Origin of the sequence: Streptomyces sp. NPDC001744, from assembly GCF_042892575.1 — a bacterium.
In the GTDB taxonomy this organism is placed as follows: Bacteria; Actinomycetota; Actinomycetes; order Streptomycetales; family Streptomycetaceae; genus Streptomyces.
Genome location: NZ_JBIAUG010000011.1, coordinates 1 through 26,614, shown reverse-complemented (window position 1 = coordinate 26,614; position 26,614 = coordinate 1). Strand labels below are relative to the sequence as shown.

Annotated in this window: 24 protein-coding genes; 19 read left to right on the top strand and 5 right to left on the bottom strand. The window is 74.6% G+C overall.

Going from position 1 to position 26,614, the window contains the following annotated elements; translation table 11 throughout:
- Positions 1–73 precede the first annotated feature (73 nt).
- The 3 genes from ACFYZY_RS15260 to ACFYZY_RS15250 are packed head-to-tail and all read left to right on the top strand — an operon-like array spanning position 74 to position 3,647.
- Positions 74–1,438, top strand: a complete 1,365-nt coding sequence (locus ACFYZY_RS15260) for a glutamine synthetase family protein (RefSeq protein WP_388693659.1) — start codon at positions 74–76, stop codon at positions 1,436–1,438.
- A 53-nt stretch (positions 1,439–1,491) separates the two neighbouring features.
- Positions 1,492–2,856, top strand: a complete 1,365-nt coding sequence (locus tag ACFYZY_RS15255; protein ID WP_388693657.1) for an aldehyde dehydrogenase family protein — start codon at positions 1,492–1,494, stop codon at positions 2,854–2,856.
- A complete protein-coding gene (locus ACFYZY_RS15250) occupies positions 2,853–3,647 on the top strand; it encodes a 3-oxoacyl-ACP reductase (protein ID WP_388693655.1) in 795 nt (264 codons plus the stop codon). Before ACFYZY_RS15255 ends, ACFYZY_RS15250 begins: the two co-directional genes overlap by 4 nt.
- Positions 3,648–3,744: 97 nt before the next feature.
- On the opposite strand, the gene ACFYZY_RS15245 is transcribed toward ACFYZY_RS15250, so the two are convergent.
- On the bottom strand, positions 3,745–4,947 hold the full coding sequence (locus ACFYZY_RS15245) for an amino acid deaminase/aldolase (protein ID WP_388693653.1): 1,203 nt from the start codon (positions 4,945–4,947) through the stop codon (positions 3,745–3,747).
- Between the two features lie 492 nt (positions 4,948–5,439).
- Between ACFYZY_RS15245 and ACFYZY_RS15240 the strand changes: the two genes are divergently transcribed.
- The 3 genes from ACFYZY_RS15240 to ACFYZY_RS15230 all read left to right on the top strand — a co-directional run bounded on the left by ACFYZY_RS15240 (position 5,440) and on the right by ACFYZY_RS15230 (position 8,406).
- Complete coding sequence (locus tag ACFYZY_RS15240; RefSeq protein WP_388693651.1) at positions 5,440–6,414, top strand: hypothetical protein; 975 nt, start codon at positions 5,440–5,442, stop codon at positions 6,412–6,414.
- Complete coding sequence (gene mycP / locus ACFYZY_RS15235) at positions 6,411–7,592, top strand: type VII secretion-associated serine protease mycosin (RefSeq protein WP_388693649.1); 1,182 nt, start codon at positions 6,411–6,413, stop codon at positions 7,590–7,592. Before ACFYZY_RS15240 ends, mycP begins: the two co-directional genes overlap by 4 nt.
- 82 nt (positions 7,593–7,674) lie before the next feature.
- Entirely contained in the window at positions 7,675–8,406 is a 732-nt protein-coding gene (locus ACFYZY_RS15230) for an SseB family protein (protein WP_388693648.1), read from the top strand.
- Positions 8,407–8,414: 8 nt separating this feature from the next.
- On the opposite strand, the gene ACFYZY_RS15225 is transcribed toward ACFYZY_RS15230, so the two are convergent.
- Positions 8,415–8,783, bottom strand: a complete 369-nt coding sequence (locus tag ACFYZY_RS15225; RefSeq protein ID WP_388693646.1) for a DUF1844 domain-containing protein — start codon at positions 8,781–8,783, stop codon at positions 8,415–8,417.
- Positions 8,784–9,136: 353 nt separating this feature from the next.
- Here ACFYZY_RS15225 and infC point away from each other — a divergent pair, with 353 nt between their 5' ends.
- The 8 genes from infC (at position 9,137) to ACFYZY_RS15185 (ending at position 18,540) form a co-directional block, all read left to right on the top strand.
- A complete protein-coding gene (infC, locus tag ACFYZY_RS15220; protein WP_388693968.1) occupies positions 9,137–9,802 on the top strand; it encodes a translation initiation factor IF-3 in 666 nt (221 codons plus the stop codon).
- A gap of 123 nt (positions 9,803–9,925) precedes the next feature.
- Positions 9,926–10,120 (top strand): 50S ribosomal protein L35, encoded by a 195-nt coding sequence (rpmI, locus tag ACFYZY_RS15215; protein ID WP_015032399.1) that lies wholly within the window; start codon positions 9,926–9,928, stop codon positions 10,118–10,120.
- Between the two features lie 107 nt (positions 10,121–10,227).
- Positions 10,228–10,614 carry a 50S ribosomal protein L20 gene (rplT, locus tag ACFYZY_RS15210; RefSeq protein ID WP_003959820.1) on the top strand — a complete coding sequence of 129 codons (387 nt, stop codon included), beginning with the start codon at positions 10,228–10,230 and terminating at the stop codon, positions 10,612–10,614.
- 169 nt (positions 10,615–10,783) lie between these two features.
- On the top strand, positions 10,784–11,623 hold the full coding sequence (locus ACFYZY_RS15205) for a TrmH family RNA methyltransferase (protein ID WP_388693644.1): 840 nt from the start codon (positions 10,784–10,786) through the stop codon (positions 11,621–11,623).
- 91 nt (positions 11,624–11,714) lie between these two features.
- Entirely contained in the window at positions 11,715–12,848 is a 1,134-nt protein-coding gene (locus tag ACFYZY_RS15200; RefSeq protein ID WP_388693642.1) for an ATP-binding protein, read from the top strand.
- Between the two features lie 157 nt (positions 12,849–13,005).
- Positions 13,006–14,145 (top strand): phenylalanine--tRNA ligase subunit alpha, encoded by a 1,140-nt coding sequence (gene pheS, locus ACFYZY_RS15195; RefSeq protein WP_388693640.1) that lies wholly within the window; start codon positions 13,006–13,008, stop codon positions 14,143–14,145.
- Positions 14,145–16,673 carry a phenylalanine--tRNA ligase subunit beta gene (pheT, locus tag ACFYZY_RS15190; protein ID WP_388693638.1) on the top strand — a complete coding sequence of 843 codons (2,529 nt, stop codon included), beginning with the start codon at positions 14,145–14,147 and terminating at the stop codon, positions 16,671–16,673. Before pheS ends, pheT begins: the two co-directional genes overlap by 1 nt.
- 526 nt (positions 16,674–17,199) lie before the next feature.
- Positions 17,200–18,540: a transcriptional regulator gene (locus ACFYZY_RS15185; protein WP_388693636.1), complete on the top strand. Its 1,341-nt coding sequence runs from the start codon at positions 17,200–17,202 to the stop codon at positions 18,538–18,540.
- A 140-nt stretch (positions 18,541–18,680) separates the two neighbouring features.
- On the opposite strand, the gene ACFYZY_RS15180 is transcribed toward ACFYZY_RS15185, so the two are convergent.
- Positions 18,681–19,541 carry a 3-hydroxybutyryl-CoA dehydrogenase gene (locus ACFYZY_RS15180; RefSeq protein WP_388693634.1) on the bottom strand — a complete coding sequence of 287 codons (861 nt, stop codon included), beginning with the start codon at positions 19,539–19,541 and terminating at the stop codon, positions 18,681–18,683.
- A 167-nt stretch (positions 19,542–19,708) separates the two neighbouring features.
- Between ACFYZY_RS15180 and ACFYZY_RS15175 the strand changes: the two genes are divergently transcribed.
- Entirely contained in the window at positions 19,709–21,013 is a 1,305-nt protein-coding gene (locus ACFYZY_RS15175; protein WP_388693632.1) for a glycoside hydrolase family 10 protein, read from the top strand.
- 114 nt (positions 21,014–21,127) lie between these two features.
- On the opposite strand, the gene ACFYZY_RS15170 is transcribed toward ACFYZY_RS15175, so the two are convergent.
- Together ACFYZY_RS15170 and ACFYZY_RS15165 are read right to left on the bottom strand one after the other, a co-directional pair.
- Positions 21,128–21,328: a DUF1918 domain-containing protein gene (locus tag ACFYZY_RS15170; RefSeq protein ID WP_388693630.1), complete on the bottom strand. Its 201-nt coding sequence runs from the start codon at positions 21,326–21,328 to the stop codon at positions 21,128–21,130.
- Between the two features lie 140 nt (positions 21,329–21,468).
- Positions 21,469–22,569: a DMT family transporter gene (locus ACFYZY_RS15165; RefSeq protein ID WP_388693628.1), complete on the bottom strand. Its 1,101-nt coding sequence runs from the start codon at positions 22,567–22,569 to the stop codon at positions 21,469–21,471.
- On the opposite strand from ACFYZY_RS15165, the gene ACFYZY_RS15160 reads away from it, so the two are divergent.
- The 4 genes from ACFYZY_RS15160 (at position 22,568) to ACFYZY_RS15145 (ending at position 26,461) form a co-directional block, all read left to right on the top strand.
- Positions 22,568–24,064, top strand: coding sequence for a PLP-dependent aminotransferase family protein (locus ACFYZY_RS15160; protein WP_388693626.1), 1,497 nt, complete (start codon positions 22,568–22,570; stop codon positions 24,062–24,064). The two genes, ACFYZY_RS15165 and ACFYZY_RS15160, sit on opposite strands and share 2 nt — an antisense overlap.
- Before the next feature lie 31 nt (positions 24,065–24,095).
- Entirely contained in the window at positions 24,096–24,548 is a 453-nt protein-coding gene (locus ACFYZY_RS15155; RefSeq protein ID WP_388693624.1) for a GNAT family N-acetyltransferase, read from the top strand.
- Positions 24,549–24,616: 68 nt separating this feature from the next.
- Entirely contained in the window at positions 24,617–25,192 is a 576-nt protein-coding gene (locus ACFYZY_RS15150) for a histidine phosphatase family protein (RefSeq protein ID WP_388693622.1), read from the top strand.
- Positions 25,193–25,300: 108 nt separating this feature from the next.
- Positions 25,301–26,461, top strand: coding sequence for a methyltransferase (locus ACFYZY_RS15145; protein ID WP_388693620.1), 1,161 nt, complete (start codon positions 25,301–25,303; stop codon positions 26,459–26,461).
- Positions 26,462–26,614: the final 153 nt, after the last annotated feature.

Below are 26,614 nucleotides of genomic sequence, written 5' to 3'. Positions count from 1 at the left end.
CCCCGACGCTTCCCAAGCAAAGGTCTTCCGCAATACCTTATGACTTCCGGCAGGCCGAAGGAGGATCAGTCCCGTGGCAGACCGCACACCCCCGCTCGGCATCGAGGAGCTGCGCGCCCTCGTCGCGAACGGCGAGATCGACACCGTCGTCCTGGCCTTCCCCGACATGCAGGGGCGGCTCCAGGGCAAGCGGTTCGCCGCGCGGTTCTTCCTGGACGACGTCCTCGGCCACGGCAGTGAGGCCTGCGACTACCTCCTGGCCGTCGACACCGAGATGAACACCGTCGACGGCTACGCGATGTCCTCCTGGGACCGCGGCTACGGCGACTTCGCGATGCACCCCGACCTCGCCACCCTCCGCCGCGTCCCCTGGAACGAGGCCACCGCCCTGGTGACCGCCGACCTCGCCTGGGGCGACGGCACCCCCGTCGCCGCGGCACCCCGCCAGATCCTCCGCCGCCAGCTCGAACGCCTGGCGGAACACGGCCTCACCGCCCACGTGGGCACCGAGCTGGAGTTCATCCTCTTCCAGGACGGCTACGAGCAGGCGTGGAACGCCGGCTACCGCGGCCTCACCCCCGCCAACCAGTACAACATCGACTACTCCGTCCTCGGCACCGGCCGTGTCGAACCGCTCCTGCGCCGCATCCGCAACGAGATGACCGCCGCCGGACTCACCGTCGAGTCCGCCAAGGGCGAGTGCAATCCCGGCCAGCACGAGATCGTCTTCAAGTACGACGAAGCCCTGGTCACCTGCGACCAGCACGCGGTCTACAAGACGGGCGCCAAGGAGATCGCGGCCCAGGAGGGCCGCTCGCTCACCTTCATGGCGAAGTACAACGAGCGCGAGGGCAACTCCTGCCACATCCACCTCTCCCTCCAGAACGAGGACGGGGAGAACGTGATGGCCGGGGACGACGAGCACGGCATGTCGGAGACGATGCGCCACTTCCTCGCCGGACAGCTCGCCGCCCTCCGCGAGTTCTCCCTCCTCTACGCGCCCAACATCAACTCCTACAAACGCTTCCAGTCCGGCTCCTTCGCGCCCACCTCCGTCGCCTGGGGCCGGGACAACCGCACCTGCGCCCTCCGGGTCGTCGGCCACGGACGCTCCACCCGCTTCGAGAACCGCCTCCCCGGCGGCGACGTCAACCCCTACCTCGCCGTCGCCGGCCTGGTCGCCGCCGGCCTCCACGGCATCGAACAGCGCCTCGAACTCCCCCCGCCCTGCACCGGGAACGCCTACACCGCCGGGTACGCGCGCGTCCCCACCACCCTGCGCGAGGCCGCCGGGCTCTGGGAGACGAGCCCGATCGCCGAGGCCGCCTTCGGCCCCGAGGTCGTCGCCCACTACCGCACCATGGCCCGCGTCGAACTCGACGCCTTCGACGCCGCGGTGACCGACTGGGAGCTGCGCCGCTCCTTCGAACGCCACTGACCGGACGCCGCCGAGCCGAACCCCCCGCTCCGGACGTCACCGAAAGGAACGAGTTGCTCCAGGTACTGAACCCGGCGACCGGGGAGCCGGTCGCCGACGTCCCCGCGGCCACCCCCGCCGACGTCGACGCCGCCGTGGTCCGCGCCACCGCCGCCCAGCGCGACTGGGCCGCCGCCGCGCCCGCCGACCGCGCCCGGCTGCTCCGCCGCTTCGCCTCCGTCGTGGACGGACACGTCGAGGAACTGGCCCGCCTGGAGGTCACCGAGGCGGGCCACACCATCGGCAACGCCCGCTGGGAGGCCGGCAACGTCCGCGACCTGCTCGACTTCGCCGCCGGGGGAGTGGAGCGGCTGAACGGACGCCAGATCCCGGTGGCCGGCGGCCTCGACGTCACGATCCTCGAACCGCTCGGGGTCGTCGGCGTCATCGCGCCCTGGAACTTCCCCCTGCCGATCGCCGCCTGGGCCACCGCCCCCGCCCTCGCCGCGGGCAACGCCGTGGTCCTCAAGCCGGCCGAGGCCACCCCGCTCACCGCGCTCCGCCTCGCCGAACTCGCCCTCGAAGCGGGCCTGCCCGAAGGGCTCCTCCAGGTCCTCCCGGGAACCGGCCCGGTCGCCGGGAACGCGCTCGTCGAGCACTCCGGCATCGCCAAGATCGTCTTCACCGGCTCCACCCGGGTCGGAAAGTCGATCATGGCGAAGTGCGCCGGCCAGGTGAAGCGGATCACCCTCGAACTCGGCGGCAAGAGCCCCAACATCGTCTTCGCGGACGCCGACGTCGAAGCGGCGGCCGCCGCCGCCCCGATGTCCTTCCTCGACAACAGCGGCCAGGACTGCTGCGCCCGCACCCGCATCCTCGTCCAGCGGAGCGCGTACGACCGCTTCCTGGAACTGCTCGCCCCCGCGATCGAGGAGGTCGTCGTCGGGGACCCCTCCGACGAGCGCACGCAGATGGGGCCGCTCATCTCCCGGGCCCAGCTCGACCGCGTCCGCTCCTACGTCCCCGACGACCTCCCCGGCATCCGGGGCAAGGCCCCCGGGGGCCCCGGTTTCTGGTTCCCGCCGACCGTCCTCACCGGCCTGCCCGAGGACGCCCCCTGCGCCGTCGAGGAGGTCTTCGGGCCCGTCGCCGTCGTCCTCCCCTTCGAGGACGAGGCCGACGCGGTCCGCCTCGCCAACGCCACCGAGTACGGCCTGTCCGGCTCGATCTGGACCCGGGACGTCGGACGCGCCCTGCGCGTCTCCCGTGCCGTCCGCGCCGGGAACCTCTCCGTCAACTCCCACTCCAGCGTCCGCTACTGGACCCCGTTCGGGGGCTACCGGCAGTCCGGCCTCGGCCGCGAACTCGGCCCCGACGCCCTGACCGCCTTCACCGAGACCAAGAACGTCTTCATCAGCACGGAGGACCGAACCGCATGACCACCGAGGGAACCGAAGAGATCGTCTGCCGCCGTCTGGTCGGCCGCACCGCCGTCATCACCGGCGCCGGCAGCGGCATCGGCCTCGCCACCGCCCGCCGCCTCGCCTCCGAGGGCGCGCACGTCGTCTGCGGCGACATCGACGAGACCGCCGGCAAGGCCGCCGCGGAGGAGGTCGGCGGCACCTTCGTACGGGTCGACGTCACCGACCCCGAGCAGGTCGAGGCGCTGTTCCGGGCCGCCTTCGACACCTACGGCTCCGTCGACGTCGCCTTCAACAACGCCGGCATCTCGCCCCCCGACGACGACTCCATCCTGGAGACCGGCCTGGAGGCGTGGAAGCGCGTCCAGGACGTCAACCTCACCTCCGTCTACCTCTGCTGCAAGGCCGCCCTGCCCTACATGCGCCGCCAGGGGAGGGGCTCCATCATCAACACCGCCTCCTTCGTCGCCGTCATGGGCGCCGCCACCAGCCAGATCTCCTACACCGCCTCCAAGGGCGGCGTGCTCGCCATGTCCCGCGAACTGGGCGTCCAGTTCGCCCGCGAGGGCATCCGCGTCAACGCCCTGTGCCCGGGACCCGTCAACACGCCGCTCCTCCGGGAGCTGTTCGCCAAGGACCCCGAACGGGCCGCCCGCCGCCTCGTCCACATCCCCCTCGGCCGCTTCGCCGAGGCCGAGGAGATCGCCGCCGCCGTCGCCTTCCTCGCGAGCGACGACTCCTCCTTCGTCAACGCCAGCGACTTCCTCGTGGACGGCGGCATCTCCGGCGCGTACGTCACCCCCCTCTGAGCCCCGCCCCTCCCCGGCGGGCCGGGCGTCGCGGGGCGCCCGGCCCGCCGGCGCCCCTCTCGGCACACGCCCTGCCTGGTTTCGGCACACGCCCTGCCTAGAGGAAGGTGCGGCCCTCGCCCCGGTACGTCGGCACGGTCGAGGTGACCCGGTCGCCCTCGACCAGGCGCAGGCTCTCGAAGCGCTCGCACAGCTCGCCGGCCTTCGCGTGCCGGAACCACACCTTGTCGCCGATCCGCAGATCGTCGGCCGGCGGGCCGAGCAGCGGGGTCTGCACCTCGCCGGGTCCCTCCCTCGGGTCGTACCGCAGCCCCTCCGGCAGGTACGGCACGGGCAGCCGGTCGGGGCCCGCCACCCCGGAGGCCGGGTACCCGCCCCCGAGCACCGTCACCACGCCCACGCCCGGACGGCGCACCACGGGCTGTGCGAAGAGCGCGGCGGGCCGGCCGCTGAAGGACGTGTAGTTGTCGAAGAGGCGCGGCACGAAGAGCCCCGAACCGGCGGCGATCTCCGTCACCGCGTCCTCGGCGGCGGTGTGCTGCACGCTTCCGGTGCCGCCGCCGTTCACGAACTCCAGGTCCGGCGCCACCGCCCGCACGGCCCGCACCACGGCCGCCCTGCGCTCCGCCAGCTCCCTGCGGGCGGCGGACTGCATCAGCCGGACCGCCCGCGACCGCAGCGGCCGGCCCGTCACCGCGTCCCCGACCCCCGCCACGTGCCCCTCGTACGCCATGATCCCGACCAGCCGGAACCCCGGGCGCCGCACCACCGAGCGGGCCAGCTCCGCCAGCTCCCCGGGCTCCCGCAGCGGGGAGCGGCGGGCGCCGACCCGTATCCGGCCGCCGAGGAGGCTCAGCGCCGTGTCCATCTCCAGGCAGACCCGGACCTCCTCCGTCCCGCCCGCGCGGGAGGCGTCGATCAGGTCCAGCTGCGCCACGTCGTCCACCATCACGGTCACGGCCGCGGCGAGTTTCGGGTCCCGCGCCAGCTCCCCGAACCCGGCGCGGTCCGCCGAGGGGTACGCGAGCAGGACGTCCTCGAAGCCGGCGCGCGCCAGCCACAGCGACTCGTCGAGCGTGAACGACATGATCCCGGCGAAGCCCTCCCGCGCGAGGACCCGCTCCAGGAGCGCCCGGCACCGCACGGACTTGCTCGCCACGCGGACGGGCTTCCCTCCGGCCCGGCGCACGAGGTCCGCCGCGTTGGCGTCGAAGGCCTCCAGGTCGACGATCGCCACGGGCGCGTCGAGGTGAGCGGTGGCCCGGTCGTAGCGGGCCCGATCGGTGGCACGGGGAGTCATGGCCCGAGCTTGCCAGACGGGTTTACGGGTGGGTAGCCCCTGAGTTCCCGTGCGGTGGGGAACAGCCCGTAGAGTGACGGGCATTGTCGACACGAGCGGGAGACGGGGATGACCAGCGAGCACCGCCCCACGCCCTCCCGCATCAGCGAACTCCTCCTTCCCGTCCCCCCGCCGGCGGCCGGCACCGACGCTTCCCCGGCGGCCGGCACCGACGCTTCCCCGGCGGCCGGTGGCACCGCGGCGTCCGGCTCCGCCCGCCCGGCGTCCGGCGACACCGGGCCGTCCGGCGCCGGGCCGTCCGGCACCGGGACGACCGCCCGCCCGCTTCCGGCCCGGCCTCCGGAGCCCCCGCCTCCGCCCGCCCGGCGTCCGCCCGCGCCCTCTCCGGGTCCGGTGCGTCCGGCGGCGCCTGCGCCGGTGCCGGCCCGTCCGGCGGAGCCCCCGTCGATACCGGCCCGTCCGACTGCCCCTTCCCCGGGTCCGGTGGTCCCGGTGGCGGGACCGGTCGCTCCGCCGGCCGCGCCGGCACGGCCGGTTCCGCCGCGCCCGGCGAACGCCCCCGTCACCCCCGCTCCCGCCCCCTCCGTGCCGCCGTACGGCCACACCGGCCACCCTGGTCACACCGGCCACCCCCGCCCTGCCGGTTACGGTCCCCCCGCCGCGTCGTACGAGGTGCCCCTCGGGGGCACCGCGCTGCTGGGCCCCGTCCGGGGGCGGAGCGCCGGGCGGGCCGTCGCCGTCGCCGTCTGCGCCGTGCTCGGGTCCGGCCTCATCGGCGGCGCTCTCGCCGGGGTGTGGCTGGCCGCCGACGAGTCCGGGAAGCCCGTCGCACCCGCCGGGTACGCCGAGGCCCGGGAGCTCTGGCACAACGCCCCCGTCGACGCCCTCTTCCCCCGCACCCTCGCCGGTCCCGGCGCCGGTCCCGGCTCCGCCGCCCGCACCTGGACCCGGATCGTGGTCGCCCCCGACGCCCCCTGTTCGCCCGCCGTCCTCGCCGGGGGGCTCCTCGCCACCGTCGAGCCGCTCGGCTGCGAGCGCGTCCTGCGCGCCACGTACACCGACGCCACCGCCAGCAGCGTGATCACCGTCGGCCTCGTCTTCACCCGCGCCGACGCCACCGCGCAGCGCGCCCTCGGCCAGGGCCTCCCCGCCCGCCTCGGCCAGGACGTCCCCCCGGCCCTGTCCGGCCCCTCCACCGTCGCCGCCCGCTTCGGCGACCGGCAGCGCGCGAGCTGGTGGGTGAGCGCCCCCGCGGACCTCCCCGTCGTCGTCACCGCCGTCTCCGGCTTCGCCGACGGCCGGACCGTCGACGCCCCCCAGCCCGCCGACCGGGCGATGGCCGGGGGCCGTACCGACGCCGTCGCCCAGTCCGGCCTCGGGCACGAGGCCAAGGGCATCACCGAGAGCCTGACGCGCCTGCTGCGCACGACCGCCGCCGAGGCGGCGAAGGAGAAGAAGGCCCGGTGAACCGTCCCGCCCGCCGACGGGCGCGCGGCGCCGCCGCCGTCCTGCTCGCCGCCGCCTTCTCCGTCCTGCCCGCCACCACCGCCCCCGCGCACGCCGACACCATCCGGGCCCGGCAGTGGGGCCTCGACACCCTCCGCACCGCCGAGGCGTGGCGCACCACCAGGGGCGGGGGCGTCACCGTCGCCGTCCTCGACACCGGCGTGGACGCCGACCACCCGGACCTCGCGGGGTCCGTCCTGCCCGGCCACGACCTCATCGGCTTCGGCGCCTCCCGGGGCGACCGCGCCTGGGCCCGGCACGGCACCGCCATGGCCGGGATCATCGCCGGGCACGGCCACGGACCCGGGGACCGGGACGGCGTCCTCGGCGTCGCCCCCGAGGCCGGGATCCTTCCCGTACGGGTCATCCTGGAGTCCTCCGACAAGGAGCGGGACAAGGCCCGCAAGAGCAGGGGCACCGCCCTCGCGGAAGGCATCCGCTGGGCCGCCGACCACGGCGCCGACGTCATCAACCTCTCCCTCGGCGACGACTCCGAGTCCGCCCACCCCGACGCGGGCGAGGACGCCGCCGTCCAGTACGCCCTGGCCAAGGGGGTCGCCGTCGTCGCCTCCGCGGGGAACGGCGGAGAGAAGGGCGACCACGTCTCGTACCCCGCCGCCTACCCCGGCGTCATCGCCGTCACGGCCGTCGACCGCTGGGGCGCCCGCGCCCCCTTCTCCACCCGCCGCTGGTACGCCACCGTCAGCGCCCCCGGCGTGGACATCGTCATCGCCGACCCCGACCGCCGCTACTACGAGGGCTGGGGCACCAGCGCCGCCGCCGCGTTCGTCTCCGGGGCCGTCGCCCTCGTCCGGGCGGCCCACCCCGGCCTCACCCCGGCCCAGGTCAAACGCCTGCTCGCCGACACCGCCCGCGACAGGCCGAAGGACGGCCGCAGCGACGACAAGGGGTACGGGACGGTCGACCCGGCCGCGGCGATCGAGGCGGGCGCCCGGTTGAAGGGCGGCGACCCGAAGAACACCACCACCGGGTACCGGGGCCGCCACTTCGGGCCCGGTCCCGTGGCCCCCGCCGAGGAGGCCCGCCCCTTCGGGCTGCTCGCCCCCCTCCTCGGCGGCCTCGGCGCGCTGCTGCTCCTCACCGCCGTGGCGCTCCGGCGCGCCCACCGCCCCGGCTGACGCCCGCCCCGCCGGAACCGCCCACCGCGCCGGCCGGAACCCGGCGGACCGCGCGCCGCCACCCGGCGGTTAGGCTCGGGGCGTGGCGCTCAAGAACATCCCGGACCCCGGTTTCTCCGAAGACGACGGCACGGCCGACCCGCGGCTCGCCGCGGCCCTCGCGGCCTGGGCGGAGGACAGGACCGCCCACGGGCCGGTCCTCGACGCCCTGCGCGAAGCGCGGCTGCTCGTCCCCGTGGTCGCCGTCCTCGGCGAGGTCGAGACCGACGAGAACGGCCTGCGCCGCGAGAAGACCAGCGACATGGCGGTCCCCACCCTCACGGCCGGCGACCGGCGGGCCCTGCCCGCCTTCACCTCCACCGCCTCGCTCGCCCTCTGGGACCCGGAGGCCCGGCCCGTCGCCGTCCCGCTGCACCAGGCGCTCCAGGCCGTCGCCCACGAGAAGGCGGACACGCTCGTCCTCGACCTCGCGGGCCCCGTGCCGTACCAGGTCACCGGGCCGGCCCTGCTCGCCCTCGCCGAGGGCCGCGCCGGCGCCGACCCGCTCGACGACCCCGCCGTACGGGAGGCGGTCCGGGCCGCCGTCGCCGCCGAGCCCGCCGTCCTCCGCGCCCACCTGGGGCCCGGCGCCGCCGACGGCACCCTCGCCCTGGTCCTCGCCGGGGACGCCGCCCCGGCGGAGGCCGCCCGGCGCGTGGCGCGCGCCCTGGCGGCCGACGAAACGCTGAGGGCCCGCCTGGTGCGGGGCCTCGACCTGGCGTTCCTGCCGGCCTCGGCCACGCCCCCGGGCGAGCCCTTCTACGTAAGAAGCTGAGGGAAGACCTAGCCGTACACCGGCCCCGTGTACTTCTCGCCCGGCCCCTGACCCGGCTCGTCCGGGATCAGGGACGCCTCGCGGAAGGCGAGCTGGAGGGACTTCAGGCCGTCCCGCAGGGGCGCGGCGTGGAAGGAGGAGACCTCGGTCGCGCCGGCGTCCAGCAGCCCCGCGAGGGCGTGCACCAGCTTGCGCGCCTCGTCGAGGTCCTTGTGCTTCTCGCCCTCCTCGGTCAGCCCGAGCTTCACGGCGGCGGCGCTCATCAGGTTGACGGCGACGGTCACGATGACCTCGACCGCCGGGACCTCCGCGATGTCACGGGTCATGGCGTCGAAGTCGGGGGAGTCCGGGTTCTCGTTCCGGGGCGTCTCGCTCATGCCCCCCACGATATGCCGCCGCCGGTTGGTGGAGACCGGCGGGTCCTGCTAACCTTGTGTAACGACCGGCTGGACACCTGTGTGTCCGGCCCACAAGTGGAGGCTCCGTACTCCCACCTGACCACCTTCGCGGGTGGCGGGTCACCGGTCAGGTGGCGCCCATCGTTCCGTACGGACGATGGAGCCGCCCGATGTGCGCCCCGCGGTTGACCGCGGCGGTGTTCCGGTATTTTCCTGGAGCCCCGCCTGTGTCCCGTCCGGGGCATTTTTCATGTGCCGGCTCGGTTGGTCTCAGAAACAGACGTTGCGCGTCCGTCCGCCAGGCGGTCGCGTGGTGCTACCGAGGAGGATCCATCAGCGCCGAGCCCCGCATCAACGACAGGATTCGCGTTCCCGAGGTGCGACTTGTCGGACCCAGCGGCGAGCAGGTCGGGATTGTTCCGCTTGCCAAGGCCCTGGAGCTCGCACAGGAGTACGACCTCGACCTGGTCGAGGTCGCGGCGAACGCCCGTCCGCCCGTGTGCAAGCTCATGGACTACGGGAAGTTCAAGTACGAGTCGGCCATGAAGGCCCGTGAGGCGCGCAAGAACCAGGCGCACACGGTCATCAAGGAGATGAAGCTCCGGCCGAAGATCGACCCGCACGACTACGACACCAAGAAGGGTCACGTCGTCCGGTTCCTCAAGCAGGGCGACAAGGTCAAGATCACGATCATGTTCCGTGGTCGTGAGCAGTCCCGCCCCGAGCTTGGATTCCGGCTGCTGCAGCGGCTGGCGTCGGACGTCGAGGAGCTTGGCTTCATCGAGTCCAACCCGAAGCAGGACGGCCGGAACATGATCATGGTTCTCGGCCCGCACAAGAAGAAGACCGAGGCCATGGCCGAGGCGCGTGAGGCCCAGGCCGCACGCAAGGCCGAGCGCCAGGGCGTCACCTCCGAGGAGACGTCCGAGGCCCCGGCCGCCGAGACCCCGGCCCCCGAGGCTTCGGCCGACGCTCCGGCCGAGACCCCCGAGGCGTGACCCGGCGGGCTGCCACCCAGGCAGCCCCGGGCCCCGCCCGGAACCACCAGACGAAGAACTGACGCTCCCGGATGTCCGGTGCCCGCACCGGGGGAGCGCCACTGACGAGGAGAGAACGGCGCCATGCCGAAGAACAAGACGCACTCCGGTGCCAAGAAGCGCTTCAAGGTCACCGGCTCCGGCAAGATCCTGCGGGAGCGCGCCGGCAAGCGCCACCTGCTCGAGCACAAGTCGTCCAAGCTGACGCGTCGCCTCACGGGCAACGCCGAGATGGCCCCGGGTGACGCCGCCAAGATCAAGAAGATGCTGGGCATCTGATCTGATCTCCCGCCCTCGGCGACGAGGGCATCCGGCCGAGTCCGGGTTCCATCCGTTTTCCGGGTCGTGTGAGGACCACCACGACCCCGCTACAAGGAGTAAAACAAGTGGCACGCGTCAAGCGGGCAGTCAACGCCCACAAGAAGCGCCGGGCGATCCTCGAGCAGGCCTCGGGCTACCGCGGTCAGCGTTCGCGCCTGTACCGCAAGGCCAAGGAGCAGGTCACCCACTCGCTGGTCTACAACTACAACGACCGCAAGAAGCGCAAGGGCGACTTCCGTCAGCTGTGGATCCAGCGCATCAACGCCGCTGCCCGCCTGAACGGCATGACGTACAACCGCCTCATCCAGGGTCTGAAGGCCGCCAACGTCGAGGTGGACCGCAAGATCCTCGCCGAGCTGGCCGTCAACGACGCCAACGCGTTCGCCGCGCTGGTCGAGGTCGCGCAGAAGGCCCTCCCGGCCGACGTCAACGCCCCGAAGGCCGCCGCCTGATCTTCCAGGCCGCAGTACCTCCGCCCGGACCCGCAGACGCCCACGCGCCTGCGGGTCCGGGTGCGTCGGCCCCCGAGACGCCCGGACCGCGCGGCCCCGCGCCGTACCGGAGCGCGCCGCCCCCCGGACCCCGCAGCCCCCGGCCCCGAAGAGAGAACCCCCGCACGCCATGGTCACCCCCGAGCTGATCTCCCCGCGTTCCCCGCGCGTCGTCGCCGCCCGGCGGCTCGCCAAGCGCGCCTTCCGGGGCAAGGACCGCCTCTTCATCGCCGAGGGACCGCAGGCCGTCCGCGAGGCCGTCGACCACCGGGGCCCCAGCGGGGAACCCACCCTGGTCGAGCTGTTCACCACCGTCGAGGCCGCCGGACGTCACGCCGCCATCGTCGACGCGGCCCGCGCCGCCGGAGCCCGCGTCCACCACGCCTCCGACGCCGTCCTCGCCGAGGTCTCCCAGACCGTCACCCCGCAGGGGCTCGTCGGCGTCTGCCGCTTCCTCGACTCGCCGTTCGAGGAGATCGTCGCCGCCCGGCCCCGGCTGGTCGCCGTCCTCGCCCACGTGCGCGACCCCGGGAACGCCGGCACCGTGCTGCGCTGCGCCGACGCGGCCGGCGCCGACGCCGTCGTCCTCACCGACGCCTCCGTGGACCTCTACAACCCCAAGTCCGTACGCGCCTCCGTCGGCTCCCTCTTCCACCTGCCGGTGGCCGTCGGGGTCCCCGTCGAACAGGCCGTCGCCGGACTCCGGGGCGCGGGCGTGCGCGTCCTCGCCGCCGACGGGGCCGGACAGGACGACCTGGACGCCGAGCTGGACGCGGGCACCATGGGCGGGCCGACCGCCTGGATCTTCGGGAACGAGGCGTGGGGGCTGCCCGAGGAGACCCGGGCCCTCGCCGACGCCGTCGTCCGCGTCCCGATCCACGGCAAGGCCGAGAGCCTCAACCTCGCCACCGCCGCCGCCGTCTGCCTGTACGCCTCCGCGCGCGCCCAGCGCTCCCGCGCCTCCGCCTGAACGGACCGGAGGGGGCCGCTCCGCCCCCGCCGCCCAGTAGAGTGACGCACTCGGGGCCCACTTGCGCCGCGCGGAGAGGCGGGGAACGGGGATGACGGTCGGTACGGGCACTCCCGCACAGGCACGGAGCGCCGGTCCGCGCGCCCGGGAAGGGGAGGAGGCCGGCGGCTTCCCCGGCATCCACCCCGACGACCTGCCCGACGGCCTCGTCGTCGCCGACGAGACCGGCCGCGTCGTCTGCTTCAACGCCGCCGCCGCCCGCGTCACCGCCGTTCCCGCCGACCGGGCCCTCGGCCTCCCGCTGGACCGGGCGCTGCCCCTGGAGGACCTCAAGGGACGCCGCTGGTGGGCGCTGACCGACCCGTACGGCGGGCTCGCCACCCGCAGCGGCCAGCCCGAACGCAACCTGCTCCTCCCCGGCGGCCGCGAGGTCCTGGTCTCCGCCCGGTACGTCCGCGAGTACCCCACCGGGCCGGTCCGGCGGGTCGTCGTCTCCCTGCGCGGCACCGAGGCGCGCCGGCGCACCGAACGCAGCCACGCCGAGCTCATCGCCACCGTCGCCCACGAGCTGCGCTCCCCGCTCACCTCCGTCAAGGGCTTCACCGCCACCCTCCTGCGGAAGTGGGAACGCTTCACCGACGAGCAGAAGCGGCTGATGCTGGAGACCGTCGACGCCGACGCCGGCCGCATCAAACGGCTCATCGCGGAACTCCTCGACATCTCCCGCATCGACTCCGGCCGGCTGGAGGTCCGCCGCCAGCCCGTCGACATCGCGGCGGCGGTCGGCCGGCACGTCCACGCCCACACCGCCGGCGGCCAGGCCCCGGACCGCTTCTTCGTACGGATCAGGCCCCAGCTGCCGCCGCTCTGGGCCGACCCCGACAAGATCGACCAGATCCTCGGCAACCTCCTCGAAAATGCCGTGCGTCACGGAGAGGGAACCGTCACCATCGAGGTGGCACCCACCACGACGGACGACGGCGGAGAAGAGGGGACGGAGGTCACCGTGAGCGACGAGGGCCCCGGCATCCCCGAAGAGTCGATGAACCGCGTCTTCACCCGCTTCTGGCGGGGCAGCAAGCGCGGCGGCACCGGCCTCGGCCTCTACATCGTCAAGGGCGTGGTCGAGGCCCACGGCGGCACCATCACCGTCGGACGGGGCCCCCGCGGCGGTGCCGAGTTCCGATTTATCCTGCCCGTCGGCACCCCGGCCCACCTCCTCTGAGGTCTCGCCCGTCGAGACCGAGGACGATCAGGAGCCGCCCGGTCCGCCCACGGGCTCATGCGCGTTCCCCCGCCCCGTTAGACTCGACCTTTGGCACGTTTGCGCCCTTGACGTCGAGCGGGGCCGCCCAGCCAAGCCAACGGAAGCACGGGAAGAGATGTCCGCACCCAATAAGTCGTACGACCCGGTCGAGGTCGAGGCGCTGAAACCGGAAGAGATCGAGCGCATGCGGGACGAGGCGCTCGCCGCCTTCGCCGCCGCGGGCGACCTCGACGCGCTCGCGCAGGCGAAGACCGCGCACACCGGTGGCACCTCACCGCTGGCGCTCGCCAACCGGGAGATCGGCGCCCTGCCCCCGCAGGCCAAGGCCGCCGCCGGAAAGCTCGTGGGCCAGGCCCGCGGCGCCGTCTCCAAGGCGCTCGCCGCCCGCCAGGCCGAGCTGGAGGCCGAGCGCGACGCCCGTGTCCTCGTGGAGGAGGCCGTCGACGTCACCCTGCCGTACGACCGCGTCCCGGCCGGCGCCCGCCACCCCCTGACCACCCTCATGGAGCGCGTCTCCGACGTCTTCGTCTCCATGGGGTACGAGGTCGCCGAAGGCCCCGAGGTCGAGGCGGAGTGGTTCAACTTCGACGCCCTCAACTTCCTCCCGGACCACCCGGCGCGCCAGACGCAGGACACCTTCTTCGTCCGGGGGACCTCCCCCGAGGGGAAGGCCACCACCGGCGACGAGTCCGGTGTCGTCCTGCGCACCCACACCTCCCCGGTGCAGGCCCGCACGCTCGTCGACCGGGAGCCCCCGGTCTACGTCGTGTGCCCCGGCCGCGTCTACCGCACCGACGAGCTCGACGCCACGCACACCCCCGTCTTCCACCAGATCGAGCTGCTCGCCGTGGACGAGGGGCTCACCATGGCCGACCTCAAGGGCACCCTCGACCACATGGTCCAGGCGCTCTTCGGTTCGGACATGAAGACCCGGCTGCGCCCGAACTACTTCCCGTTCACCGAGCCGTCCGCCGAGATGGACATGCTCTGCTACGTCTGCCGCGGCGAGTCCGTCGGCAACCCGGACCGCCCCTGCCGCACCTGCGGCAGCGAGGGCTGGATCGAGCTCGGCGGCTGCGGCATGGTCAACCCGAAGGTGCTCGTCGCCTGCGGTGTGGACCCCGAGAAGTACAGCGGATTCGCCTTCGGGTTCGGCATCGAACGGATGCTGATGTTCCGCCACAACGTCGAAGACATGCGAGACATGGTCGAGGGTGACGTCCGGTTCACCCGGCCGTTCGGGATGGAGATCTGATGCGGGTCCCGCTTTCTTGGCTGCGGGAGTACGTCGACCTGCCGGCGACGGAGACCGGCCGGGACGTCCAGGCCAAGCTCATCTCGGCAGGACTGGAGGTCGAGACCGTCGAGCGGCTCGGCACCGGCCTGTCCGGCCCCCTGGTGGTCGGCAAGGTGCTCACCATCGAGGAGCTGACGGAGTTCAAGAAGCCCATCCGCTTCTGCACCGTCGACGTCGGCGACGCCAACGGCACCGGCGAGCCCCAGGAGATCATCTGCGGCGCGCGGAACTTCGCCGAGGGCGACAAGGTCGTCGTGGCCCTGCCAGGCGCCGTCCTCCCCGGTGACTTCCGGATCGCCGAGCGCAAGACGTACGGCCGCGTCTCCCGGGGCATGATCTGCTCCGGCGACGAACTCGGCATGGGCGACGACGGCTCGCACGGCATCATCGTGCTGCCCCCGGAGTACGAGGTCGGCACCGACGCCACGGTCCTCCTCGAACTGTTCGACGAGGTCCTCGACATCGCCGTCACCCCGGACCGCGGCTACTGCCTCTCGGTGCGCGGCGTCGCCCGTGAGGCGGCCACCGCCTACGGGCTGCCGCTGCGCGACCCGGCGCTGCTGGACGTGCCCGCGCCCAACGCGTACGGCTACCCGGTCCGGATCGCCGACCCGTTCGGCTGCGACCGCTTCACCGCGCGCACCGTCGTCGGCGTGGCGCCCGAGGCCCGCACCCCGATCTGGATGCAGCGCCGGCTGCAGAAGGCCGGCATGCGGTCCGTCTCGCTCGCCGTCGACATCACCAACTACGTGATGCTGGAGCTGGGCACTCCGCTCCACGCCTACGACCGCACCCGGCTCAACGGGCCCATCGGGGTCCGCCGTGCCGAGCCCGGCGAGACCATCACCACCCTCGACGGCGCCAAGCGCATCCTCGACCCCGAGGACCTGCTGATCACGGACGACAGCGGCCCCATCGCCCTCGCCGGTGTCATGGGCGGCGCCCACACCGAGATCGCCGACCCGGAGACCGACCCCGAGACCGGGATCGTCACCGGCACCACCGAGATCGTCATCGAGGCCGCGCACTTCGACGCGATCACGATCGCCCGCACCTCCCGCCGCCACAAGCTCTCCACCGAGGGTTCCAAGCGCTGGGAGCGAGGCGTCGATCCCAAGGCGCCCAGCGCCGCGGCCCAGCGCTGCGTCGACCTGCTGGTGCTGCTCGGGGGCGGCACCGCCGAGGCCGGAGTCACCGAGGTCTCCGCCCCGTCCGCGCCGCGCACCATCACCATGCCGGCGAACCACCCGGACAAGGTCGCGGGCACGGAGTACGGCCGCGAGACCGTCGTCCGCCGCCTCCAGGAGGTCGGCTGCGACGTCTACGGCCAGGACGAGCTCGTCGTCACGGTGCCCTCGTGGCGCCCCGACCTCAACGCGCCGAACGACCTCGCCGAAGAGGTCGTCCGCCTGGAGGGCTACGAGAACCTGCCCTCCACGCTGCCCAGGCCCCCGGCCGGCCGCGGGCTCACCGAGCGCCAGCGCGCCCACCGCCGCGTGGGCCGCGCCCTGGCCGGCGCCGGTTACGTCGAGGTCCTGAACTACCCGTTCATCGGCGAGCAGGCCCTCGACGACCTCGGCCTCGACGCGGACGACGCCCGGCGCCGGCTCGTGAGGCTGGCCAACCCGCTCTCGGACGAGGAGCCCGCGCTCCGCACGACGCTGCTCCCGGGCCTGCTCGGCGCGCTCCGCCGCAACGACAGCCGAGGCAGCCACGACCTGGCGCTCTTCGAGACCGGTCTGGTCTTCCGGCCCGAGGGGGAGCCCGGCATCGCCGTCCGGCTGCCCGTCGACCGGCGTCCCACCGACGAGGAGATCGCCGGGATCGACGCCGTGCTGCCCGCGCAGCCGCGCCGCGCCGCCGTCGTCCTCGCCGGCACGCGCGAGCAGGCCGGCTGGTGGGGCAGGGGACGTCCGTCCGACTGGGCGGACGCGATCGAGGCCGGCCGGACCGTGGCCGCCGCGGCCGGGGCCGAGCTGATCGTCGGCGCGGACCAGCACGCCCCGTGGCACCCGGGCCGCTGCGCCGCGTTCCACGTCGAGGTGGACGGCGAGAAGGTCCTCGTCGGCCACGCCGGCGAGCTCCACCCCCGCGTGGTGAAGGCGTTCGGCCTCCCGGCGCGCAGCTGCGCGATGGAGATCGACCTGGACCTCCTGGAGAAGGCGAACGGGGGCCCCGTGAAGGCTCCCCGGATCTCCTCCTTCCCGGTCGCCACCCAGGACGTCGCCCTGGTCGTGGCCGCCGGCGTCCCGGCCGCCGAGGTCGAGGCCGCCCTGCGCGAGGGCGCGGGCGAACTCCTGGAGTCCGTCCGGCTGTTCGACGTCTACACCGGCGACCAGCTCGGCGAGGGCACCAAGTCCCTGGCGTACGCCCTGAGGTTCCGCGCCCCGGACCGCACCCTGACGGTCGACGAGGCGTCCGCGGCCCGCGACGCGGCCGTCGCCCTGGCGTCCGAGCGCACGGGCGCCGTCCTGCGCGGCGCCTGACGTCCCGCACGGAAGAAGACCGAAGAAGACCGAAGAAGACCGAAGAAGACCGAAGAAGACCGAAGAACGCCGAAGAACACGGAGGGCCGCCCCGGGGTTTCCCGGGGCGGCCCTCCGCCGTTCTCCGGAACCACGGGCATCCGCTTCGTGGGAGCGGCGCTCCCGCCCGGCCCCCTCCTCCCGCCGTTGAGCGGAGGGGACCGGGACCGGCGCCGCCCGTCCCGCCACGGAGTGCCGGGCAGGTCGGCGGGGCGGGCGGCACGGTCCGGACCGCCGCACTGTACGAGGGGGAGCCCGGCGGACCGGTCGTCGCCTTGCGGCGAGGAACACAGTCAACCGGGGGCGGGACGGGCGCGGCAGAGCGCGCGGGGCGGGAGGAGGGGTGCTCCGTTCACACCCCGTGCGAAACCGTCCCGTAGGGGTCCGCCTCGTACGGGACGGACCCGTACGAGGTCATTCCGCGCCACTCCGCCCCGTACGAAATCGGCCACCGCTACGCTGAGTTCACCGAGCGACCGGAGCGGCCATGCAGCCCAACACCTTGCTCGACGCCCTGCTCGACGAAGCGGGCGTCTCGCACGCCGGCCTCGCCGCCCGGGTGAACCGGGCCGGCCGGGCCAGGGGCCTCACCCTGCGCTACGAACACACCGCCGTGGCCCGCTGGTTGAAGGGGCAGCGGCCGCGCGGCCAGGTGCCGGACCTGATCTGCGAGGTGCTCGCCGCGCGGCTGCGCCGGCAGGTGACCCTGGACGACATCGGCCTCGGGGTGCCGCACGGGCCGGCGACGGCACCCGGTTCACCGCTCCCCGGCTTCGTGGAGCGGGCGGCCGCCCTCTGGCGCTCCGACGAGCAGCGGCGGCCGCACATCGTCACCGCGCCGGTCCTGACCGGCACTCCGGCGGTGATGCCCGTGTGGGAGTGGGAGAACCCCCCGGAGGACGCGGACGTCTCCCGCACCGGCCGGACCGCCGTCTCGGCCGCCGACATCGACGTGCTGACCGCCGCCAGGGTCCACTACGAGCAGATGTACCGCAAGGCCGGGGGCGTCGCGACCCGGGCCCGGATCGTCGGCTTCCTCACCACCGGGACGGCGCCCCTGCTCCGGGGCGCGTACGGCGACGCCCTCGGGCGCCGGTTGCACCGCGCCACCGGCGGACTCGTGGCGGTGGCCGGGATCTGCGCCTACGACGCGGACGCGCACGGTCTGGCCCAGCGCTACTTCCACCAGGCCCTGCGGCTCGCGAAGGCGAGCGGGGACCGGGGGCTCGGCGGGTACGTGATCGCGCTCCTCGTCAACCAGTCGCTGTGCCTGGGGGAGTACCGGCAGGCCGTGGCGTTCGCGGAGGCGGCGCTGCGGGCGGCGGGACGGCGGATCACCCCGGCGCTCACCGCCGACCTGACGGCGATGCAGGCGAAGGCGTACGCGCGCCTGGGCGACGGCGCGGCCGCGCTGGCCTGCGTCCGGCGGGCCGAGACGGCGGCCGGGCGGATCCGTCCGGGCGAGGAGCCCGCCGAGACGGGGTACGTGCAACCGGGGCTCGTCGACGTGCAGATCGCCGAGGCCCTCCTCTGCCTGGGCGACCTCCCGGCCGCCCACGAGCACGCCGTCGCGTCGGTCGCGGCGCCCTCGCACGACCGGGGCCGGGTGCACCGGCTCGCCGTCCTGTGCCGGGTCGAGCTGCGGCGGGGCGAGGCCGACGGCGGGGCGCGCACGGCGGTGGAGATGACGGAGCGGGCGCGCGGGATGGAGTCGCGACGGCTGCGGGACCGGCTGCGGCAGGTGCGGGAGCACCTGCTCACGAGCGGCGCGGCGGACGCCCGGGAGGCGGCCGCGCTCATCGACGGGGCGCTGCGCGTCCCCCTGTGATCCCCCGCCGCGACGGCACCACCGCACGGGCGCCCGCCGCCCGCCCCTCCCGGGACCCCGAGACGTGCCGGACGGCCCGTACCTGTGCGGGTGTACGGGCCGTCCGGGTGGTGCGGAGAGTGGTCCTGGGACCGGAGGGGTCAGGCGTACGGGTAGAAGCCCCAACCCGTCTTCCGGCCGAGCCGGCCCGCGTCCACCATGCGCTGGAGCAGCGGGGGAGCGGCGTACAGCGGCTCCTTGAACTCCGCGTACATCGAGTCGGCGATCGAGGCGATGGTGTCCAGGCCGATGAGGTCGGACAGCTTCAGCGGGCCCATCGGGTGGGCGCAGCCGAACTCCATGCCGTTGTCGATGTCCTCGCGGCTCGCGATGCCCGACTCGAACATCCGGATCGCGGAGAGCAGGTACGGCACGAGCAGCGCGTTCACCACGAAGCCCGAACGGTCCTGGGCGCGGATGGCGTGCTTGCCGAGCGTCTTCTCGGCGAAGGCCTGGGCCCGGCTGATCGTGCCCTCGGAGGTGGTGAGGGCCGGGATCAGCTCGACGAGCTTCTGCACCGGGGCCGGGTTGAAGAAGTGGATGCCGATGACCTGGTCGGGGCGGGAGGTCGCCACGGCCAGCTTCACCAGCGGGATGGAGGAGGTGTTCGAGGCCAGGATGGCGTCCGGCCGGACGACCACCTGGTCGAGGACCTGGAAGATCTCGGTCTTGACCTGCTCGTTCTCCACGACCGCCTCGATGACGAGGTCGCGGTCGGCGAACTCGCCCAGGTCGGTGGTGAAACTGAGGCGCGCGAGCGCCGCGTCCCGCTCCTCCTCGCTGATCTTGCCGCGTTCGGCGGCCTTCGCCAGCGAGTTGTAGAGCCGCGTGCGGCCGATCTCCAGCGCCTCGCCGGTGGTCTCGGCGACCTTCACCTCAAGACCGCTCCGGGCACACACCTCCGCGATGCCCGCGCCCATCTGACCGCAGCCCACCACTCCGACGCGCTCAATGTCGGCCATGGAGTCCGTCACCTCGTGCCTTTCGCTCTCTGCTGGCGGCGGGCCCGTGTGTTTCCGCGCGTCCGCCTCGACCCCACGACGTTACCGCTCATTAACCGATGATCGATCGCCCAGGGTGGGCATGCTGTCCCGGTGGGTGTGACGTATCCGACAGAGGAGGGGAACAAATGACGCTTATCGGCAGAAGAAGGTTCGTGACCGGAGCCGCCGGGACGGCGCTCGCCGTGACGGGAACGACAGGCGCGACGGTGCAGGGAGCGGCTTCCGGAACGGCCCGGGAAGCCGTGGGGGCGGGTGCGCTGCCCGAAGTGCGGAGCCCGGCGAGAGGCGGGCCGGGCCGCCGCCGCGCGGAGTTCCGCGGCATGTGGCTGGCGACGGTGGCGAACCTGGACTGGCCCTCGAAGCCGGGCCTGACCGCCGAGCAGCAGCGCGCCGAGCTCCTCGTCCACCTCGACACGGCGGCCGAACGCCGCCTCAACGTGGTGGTCCTCCAGGTCCGGCCGTCCGCCGACGCCCTGTGGCCCTCGCCCTACGAACCCTGGTCGGCGTGCCTCACCGGAACCCAGGGCCGCGCCCCCGGCTGGGACCCCCTCGGCACGGCCGTCGCCGAGGCCCACGCGCGGGGCCTCCAGCTGCACGCCTGGTTCAACCCGTACCGGGTGGCGAGCCACACCGACCCGGCCCGGCTCGTCGCCTCCCACCCGGCGCGGCTCCACCCGGAGTGGGTGCTGCCCTACGGCGGGAAGCTCTACTACAACCCGGGGCTGCCGGAGGTCCGGCGCTTCGTGCAGGACGCCATGCTGGACGCGGTGCGCCGCTACGACATCGACGCCGTGCACTGGGACGACTACTTCTATCCGTATCCGGTCGCCGGGCAGGTCTTCGCCGACGACGAGGCGTACGCGCGGTACGGCGGAGGCTTCCCCGACCGGGCGTCCTGGCGGCGGCACAACACCGACCTGCTGGTCTCCGAGATGTCCGCCCGGATCAAGGAGACCGGGCGGGACGTGGCCTTCGGGGTGAGTCCGTTCGGGGTCTGGCGCAACGCCGGCACCGATCCGGAGGGCTCGGACACCGACGCGGGCGTCCAGACGTACGACGACCTGTACGCCGACACCCGCACCTGGGTCCGGGAGGGGTGGATCGACCACATCGTGCCGCAGCTGTACTGGCACATCGGCCTGGCCCCGGCCGACTACGCCAAGCTGGTGCCCTGGTGGGACGAGGTGGTGCGCGGCACGGGCGTCGGCCTCTACATCGGCGAGGCGCTCTACAAGGCGGGCGACCCGGCCCAGCCCGCCGCCTGGCAGGACCCCGGGGAGCTCTCGCGCCACCTGGAGCTGGCCAAGCGGTACCCCGGGGTCGGCGGTCACTGCTTCTTCTCGGCGAAGGCGGTGGCGAAGGACCGGATCGGGGCGATGGCCGCCGTGGTGGCCGACCACTACCCGACCAGGGTCCGCCCGCCGGGGTAGCTCCCGCCGGGGCGGTCTCCGGCGGGCCCGCCCGCCGGGGCCGTGGGGGCACAACCGCCGCCGGGGCCGTGCCGGAGCGGCTCCCGTCGGAGCCGTCCCCGGGCGGCTCCGGCCTCAGCCGGCCCCCGCCCCCGCGTCGTGGCGTACGACGGTGTCGGGGCCCGGTGACACCAGGGCCTCGTGTCCGTCGTCGAACCTCACGCGGTACGGGGGAGCGCCGTCCTCCCCCAGGACCTGCAGGACCTCGGCCGTACGGTCGTCGTGACCCACGGTCCGGCCGTGCACCAGCAGTGTGTCGCCCACGCTCGCCTGCATCGGAGTGACCTCCTCGCGGCCGATCCGGTTCCGCCCTCCTCGGGGCCTCCGTCTTCCATGGTGACCCCGGACACCCGGTTCCGTCGCGCCGGCCCGCCTGCTCGCCGTCGCACCGGTCCGCCGTCGCGGCGGAACCCGGGTCAGGACCTCGTCCGCTGGGTGACGGCGATGCAGACCAGGACCCCGACGGCCGCGGCGGGGGCGGCCAGGGGAAGGGTCTCGCCGAGCAGGAACACCGACCAGAAGAGGGTGAGGAGCGGCTGGGCGAGCTGGAGCTGGCTGGCCTTCGGGATGCCGATCGTGGCCATGCCCCGGTACCAGACGTACAGGCCGAAGAAGGTCGAACCGGCGGCGACCCACACCAGGCCGAGGACGCCGTGGACGCTCGGGCGGACCGGCTCCACGGACAGCGTGACCGCCGAGGCGACCAGCATCGGCGGCAGGCAGAGGACCAGGGCCCAGCCGATGACCTGCCAGCCCGGCATCAGGGCGGCGAGGCGGCCGCCCTCGGTGTAGCCGGCCGCGCACACGAGCAGCGCCCCGAAGAGGTACAGGTCGCCCCTGGAGACCGCCCCGCCGCTCTGCTGGAACGTGAAGCCGAGCACCACCGCGGCGCCGGCGACGGCCGCGGCCCAGAAGGCGCGGGAGGGGCGCCGCCCCGTCCGCAGGGCGGCGAGGGCCGCCGTGGTGAGCGGCAGGAGGCCCACCACCACGGCGGCGTGGGAGGTGGTGGAGGTCCGCAGGGCCAGGGTGGTCAGGAGCGGGAAGCCGACGACGACCCCGCCGGCGACCACCGCGAGCCCCGCCCAGTGGCGCCGCTCCGGCGGGGGCACCCGGCCGGCGAGCAGGAAGACGCCGGCGACGAGCGCGGCGAGGGTGGAGCGCACGGCCACCAGGGACCAGGGGCCGAAGCTCTCCAGGCCCCAGACGGTCGACGGGAAGGTGAGCGAGAACGCGACCACGCCGAGTCCGGCGAGCAGGGTGCCCCGGACCCGGGAGTCGGGGGCGGGCCGGGCGGGCAGGGGCCGTCCGGCCGCGGCCGGACCGGCGTCGGCGCCTGCCCCGGCTCCGCCGGGCGCGGACCGACCGGCCCCGCTCCCGGTGCGGAGGGAGCCGGCGACCGCGGGCCCGCCGGCGGCCGCGGGCCGCCCGGTGCCGGACGCGGCCGGTCCGTCCGCCCGGAGGGGCGGGGCCGTGACCGCTATCGTCGTGGGCTCGGTAGCGCTATCGTGTGCTCTCATGCGTCAGCGTAGCAGCGTCACCGAACTGGCGAAATCCCTGCGAGCGGAGCTCAACCGCTACTCTCCGGGTGAGAAACTGCCATCGAGTCGAGCGCTCGTCGAGCACTACCGCGTCTCCCCGGTCACCGTCACGCGCGCCCTCGCCCAGCTCGCCGCCGAGGGGCTCGTCGTGACCCGTCCCGGCGCGGGCGCCTTCCGCGCCGAACCGCGCACCCCCGCCCCGGCCGTCGGGGACACCTCCTGGCAGGAGGTGTCCCTCAGCGCCGACACCGCCACCGAGGCCGTCCCCCGGACCGTGGACGCCTCCGGCGTCCTCGTCACCCTCTCCGCGCCCCCGCCCGGGGTGATCGAGTTCAACGGCGGCTACCTCCACCCCTCCCTCCAGCCCGCGCAGGCCCTCGCCGCCGCCCTCGCCCGTGCCGGCCGCCGCCCCGGCGCCTGGGGCAGGCCGCCCACCGACGGCCTGCCGGAGCTGCGCGAGTGGTTCGCCCGCGAGATCGGCGGCAGCGTCACCGCCGCCGAGATCCTCGTCACCGCCGGGGGGCAGTCCGCGATCACCACCGCCCTGCGCGCCCTCGCCCCGCCCGGCGCCCCCGTCCTCGTGGAGTCGCCCACCTACCCGGGCATGCTCGCCGCCGCCCGCGCCGCCGGGCTCCGCCCCGTCCCCGTCCCCGCCGACGCCGGGGGAGTCCGTCCCGAGCACCTCGAAGCCGCCTTCCGCGCGACCGGGGCCCGCGTCTTCGTCTGCCAGCCGCTCTTCCAGAACCCGACCGGGGCCGTCCTCGGACCGGAACGGCGCCGGGAGGCCGTCCGCATCGCCCGCGCCGCCGGGGCCTTCGTCATCGAGGACGACTTCGCCCGCCGCCTCGTCCACGAGGACGCCCCGCCCCTGCCCGCCCCGCTCGCCGCCGAGGACCCGGACGGCGTCGTCGTCCACGTCTGCTCCCTCACCAAGCCCACGTCGCCCAGCCTCCGCGTCGGCGCCCTCGCCGCCCGCGGCCCCGTCCTGGAACGGCTGCGCGCCATCCAGGTCGTCGACAGCTTCTTCGTCCCCCGTCCGCTCCAGGAGGCCGCGCTCGAACTCGTCGGCTCCCCGGCCTGGCCCCGCCACCTCCGCGCCGTCTCCCGGGAGCTCAGGAGCCGCCGGGACGTCATGACCGGGGCCCTCGCCCGCCACCTCCCCGAACTCGTCCTGCCGCACGTCCCCTCCGGCGGCCACCACCTCTGGCTGCGTCTGCCCGACGCGCTGCCCGAGGCGTCCCTCCTCGCCGCCGCCCTGCGCGCCGGGGCCGCCGTCGCCCCCGGCCGCCCCTATTTCTGCGCGGAACCGCCCGCCGGGCACATCCGGCTGAGTTTCGCGGGTGTCGCGGGCCCCGCCGAGCTCGTGGAGGGGGTGGACCGCCTGCGCGCGGCGGTGGACGAGCTCACCGGCCGCCCACCGGCCCCGGGCCGCGCGAGGGGTTCGGCCGGCCCGGCGCCCGGCGAAACCGCCTGACAAGACCGCGCGTTCCTGGGAGCCTTCGTCCATGAGCGACACCCCCGCCCCGGAGCGCCCCGTCCCGCACGGGGCGTACGAGATGTCGGCCGACCGCGCCCGGATCGACGCCGCCCGCGTCCACCACTGGCTCTCCACCGACTCGTACTGGGCCCACGGCCGACCTCGGGAGAAGCAGGACCGGGCCGTCGCGGGCTCGCTCAACGTCGGCGCCTACCACCGGGAGACCGGCGAGATGGCCGCCTACGCGCGCGTCGTCACCGACTACGCCACCTTCGCCTGGCTCTGCGACGTCTACGTCGACCGCCCGGCCCGGGGCACCGGCCTCGGTACCGCGCTCGTCACCGCCGTCCTGGACCTCCTGGAGCCGTACGGGCTGACGCGCGTCATGCTCGCCACCGACGACGCGCACGGCGTCTACGAGAAGGTGGGTTTCACGCCACTGCGAAATCCGGACAAGCTGATGTCTCTCGGACAGGGGTGAGCCGGGCCCCCGCGCCCTTCCGGAGCGATCCCTTGACCGGCGGCGCCACCGGCCTCACGATCGCGGCCATGAGTCTTCGGGTGACGCTCGTCACAGCGGCGCGCAGCTCCTCCCTGCTCGCCGAACGGTTCGACGACGACCGGCCGTTGGACGAGACCGGCTGGTACGAGGTGCAGCAGGCCGCGCCCGCGCTCGTCCCGCTCGGCGCGGCCGAACTGCGCTACTGCTCCCCGACCCCGCGCAGCCGCGCCACCGGCACCGCCCTCGGCTACGCGCCCCTCGTCCAGCCCGCCCTGCGCGACTGCGACATGGGCCGCTGGCGCGGTCTCACCCTCGCCGAGGTCGCCGCCCTCGAACCGGCCGCCGTCGACGCCTGGCTCACCGACGCCCGCACCGCCCCGCACGGCGGCGAACCGCTCCTCGCCTTCATCGTCCGGATAGGGAACTGGCTCGACACCCGCCCCGCCGAGGACGGCGCCGTCGTCGCCGTCGCCGAGCCCTCCGTCGTACGGGCCGCCCTCGTGTACGCCCTGAAGGCGCCGCCCTCCGCGTACTGGAACGTGGAGGTCCGTCCCCTCTCCACCGTCACCCTGGCGGGCCGTCCCGGCCTCTGGCACCTCCGGCTCGACGCGGCCCTCCGCTGACCGCCGCCGTCCGGCCCCCGCGCCGCTTCCGCCCGGCGGCGGGCGGAAGGGAGGGGCGCCGGGCGGCGGGAGGAGCGGCGGCCCCCGACCGGCTAGCCTGAACCCACGATGAACCGTTTGAGCACGTCATGGGGCGCCTTCACGCTGACCCGCCATCCCGAGGACCCGCGCGACCCGCTGCGCGCCTGGGACGCGTCCGACGAGTACCTCCTGGGGCACCTGGCCGAGACCGGCACCGACCTCTCCGGCACGGTGGCCGTCCTCGGCGACCGCTGGGGAGCCCTCGTCACCGCCCTCCACGCCGCGGGACCCGGCGAACTCGTCCAGATCACCGACTCCTACCTCGGCGGACGGGCCACCCGGACCAACCTCGCGCGCGCCGGGGCCGCCCCGGACGCCGTCCGGCTGCTCACCACCCAGGACCCGCCGCCCGCGCGGATCGACGTGCTCCTCGTCCGCGTCCCCAAGAGCCTCGCGCTCCTGGAGGACCAGCTGCACCGGCTCGCGCCCGCCGTCCACGAGGGCACCGTGATCGTCGGCACCGGCATGGTCAAGGAGATCCACACCTCCACGCTCAAGCTCTTCGAGCGCGTCCTCGGTCCCACCCGCACCTCGCTCGCGGTGAAGAAGGCCCGGCTGATCCACACCACCCCCGGCCCCGCCGCCGCGCCGGGCCCGAACCCCTGGCCGTACCGGTACGCCCTCCCGGCGGACACCCCCGCGCCCGGCCTCCCCGGCCGGACCGTCGTCAACCACGCGGGCGTCTTCTGTGCCGACCGCCTCGACATCGGCACCCGCTTCCTCCTCGCCCACCTGCCCCGGGACCTCGGCCGGGCCCGGGTCGCGGACCTCGGCTGCGGCAACGGGGTGGTCGGCCTCGCCGTCGCCCTCGCCGAACCCGGCGCGGAACTGGTCTTCACCGACGAGTCGTACCAGGCCGTCGCCTCGGCCGAGGCGAACTTCCGGGCCCACGCGGGCGACGGGCGCACGGCCGAGTTCCTCGTCGGCGACGGCCTCGCGGACCTGCCCCCCGACTCGGTGGACCTGGTCCTCAACAACCCGCCGTTCCACAGCCACCAGGCCACCACCGACCGCACCGCCCGCCGCATGTTCGCGGACGCCCGGCGCGTCCTGCGTCCCGGCGGGGAACTGCGGGTCGTCGGCAACCGGCACCTCGGCCACCACGTCACCCTCCGCCGGATCTTCGGCAACAGCGAACTGGTCGCGAGCGACCCGAAGTTCGTGGTGCTGCGCGCGGTGCGCCGCTGAGCGTCCCGGCGCCCCCGCCGGGAACTCCCGACGACGGAGAGGGGGGGGGGGGGGGCGGCGGGGGGGGGGGGGGGCGCCCCGCCGCCCCCCCGGGCGGGGGGGGCGGGCCCCCACCCCCCCCCCCCCCGGGGCCCCCCGGCCCGCCCCCGGGGC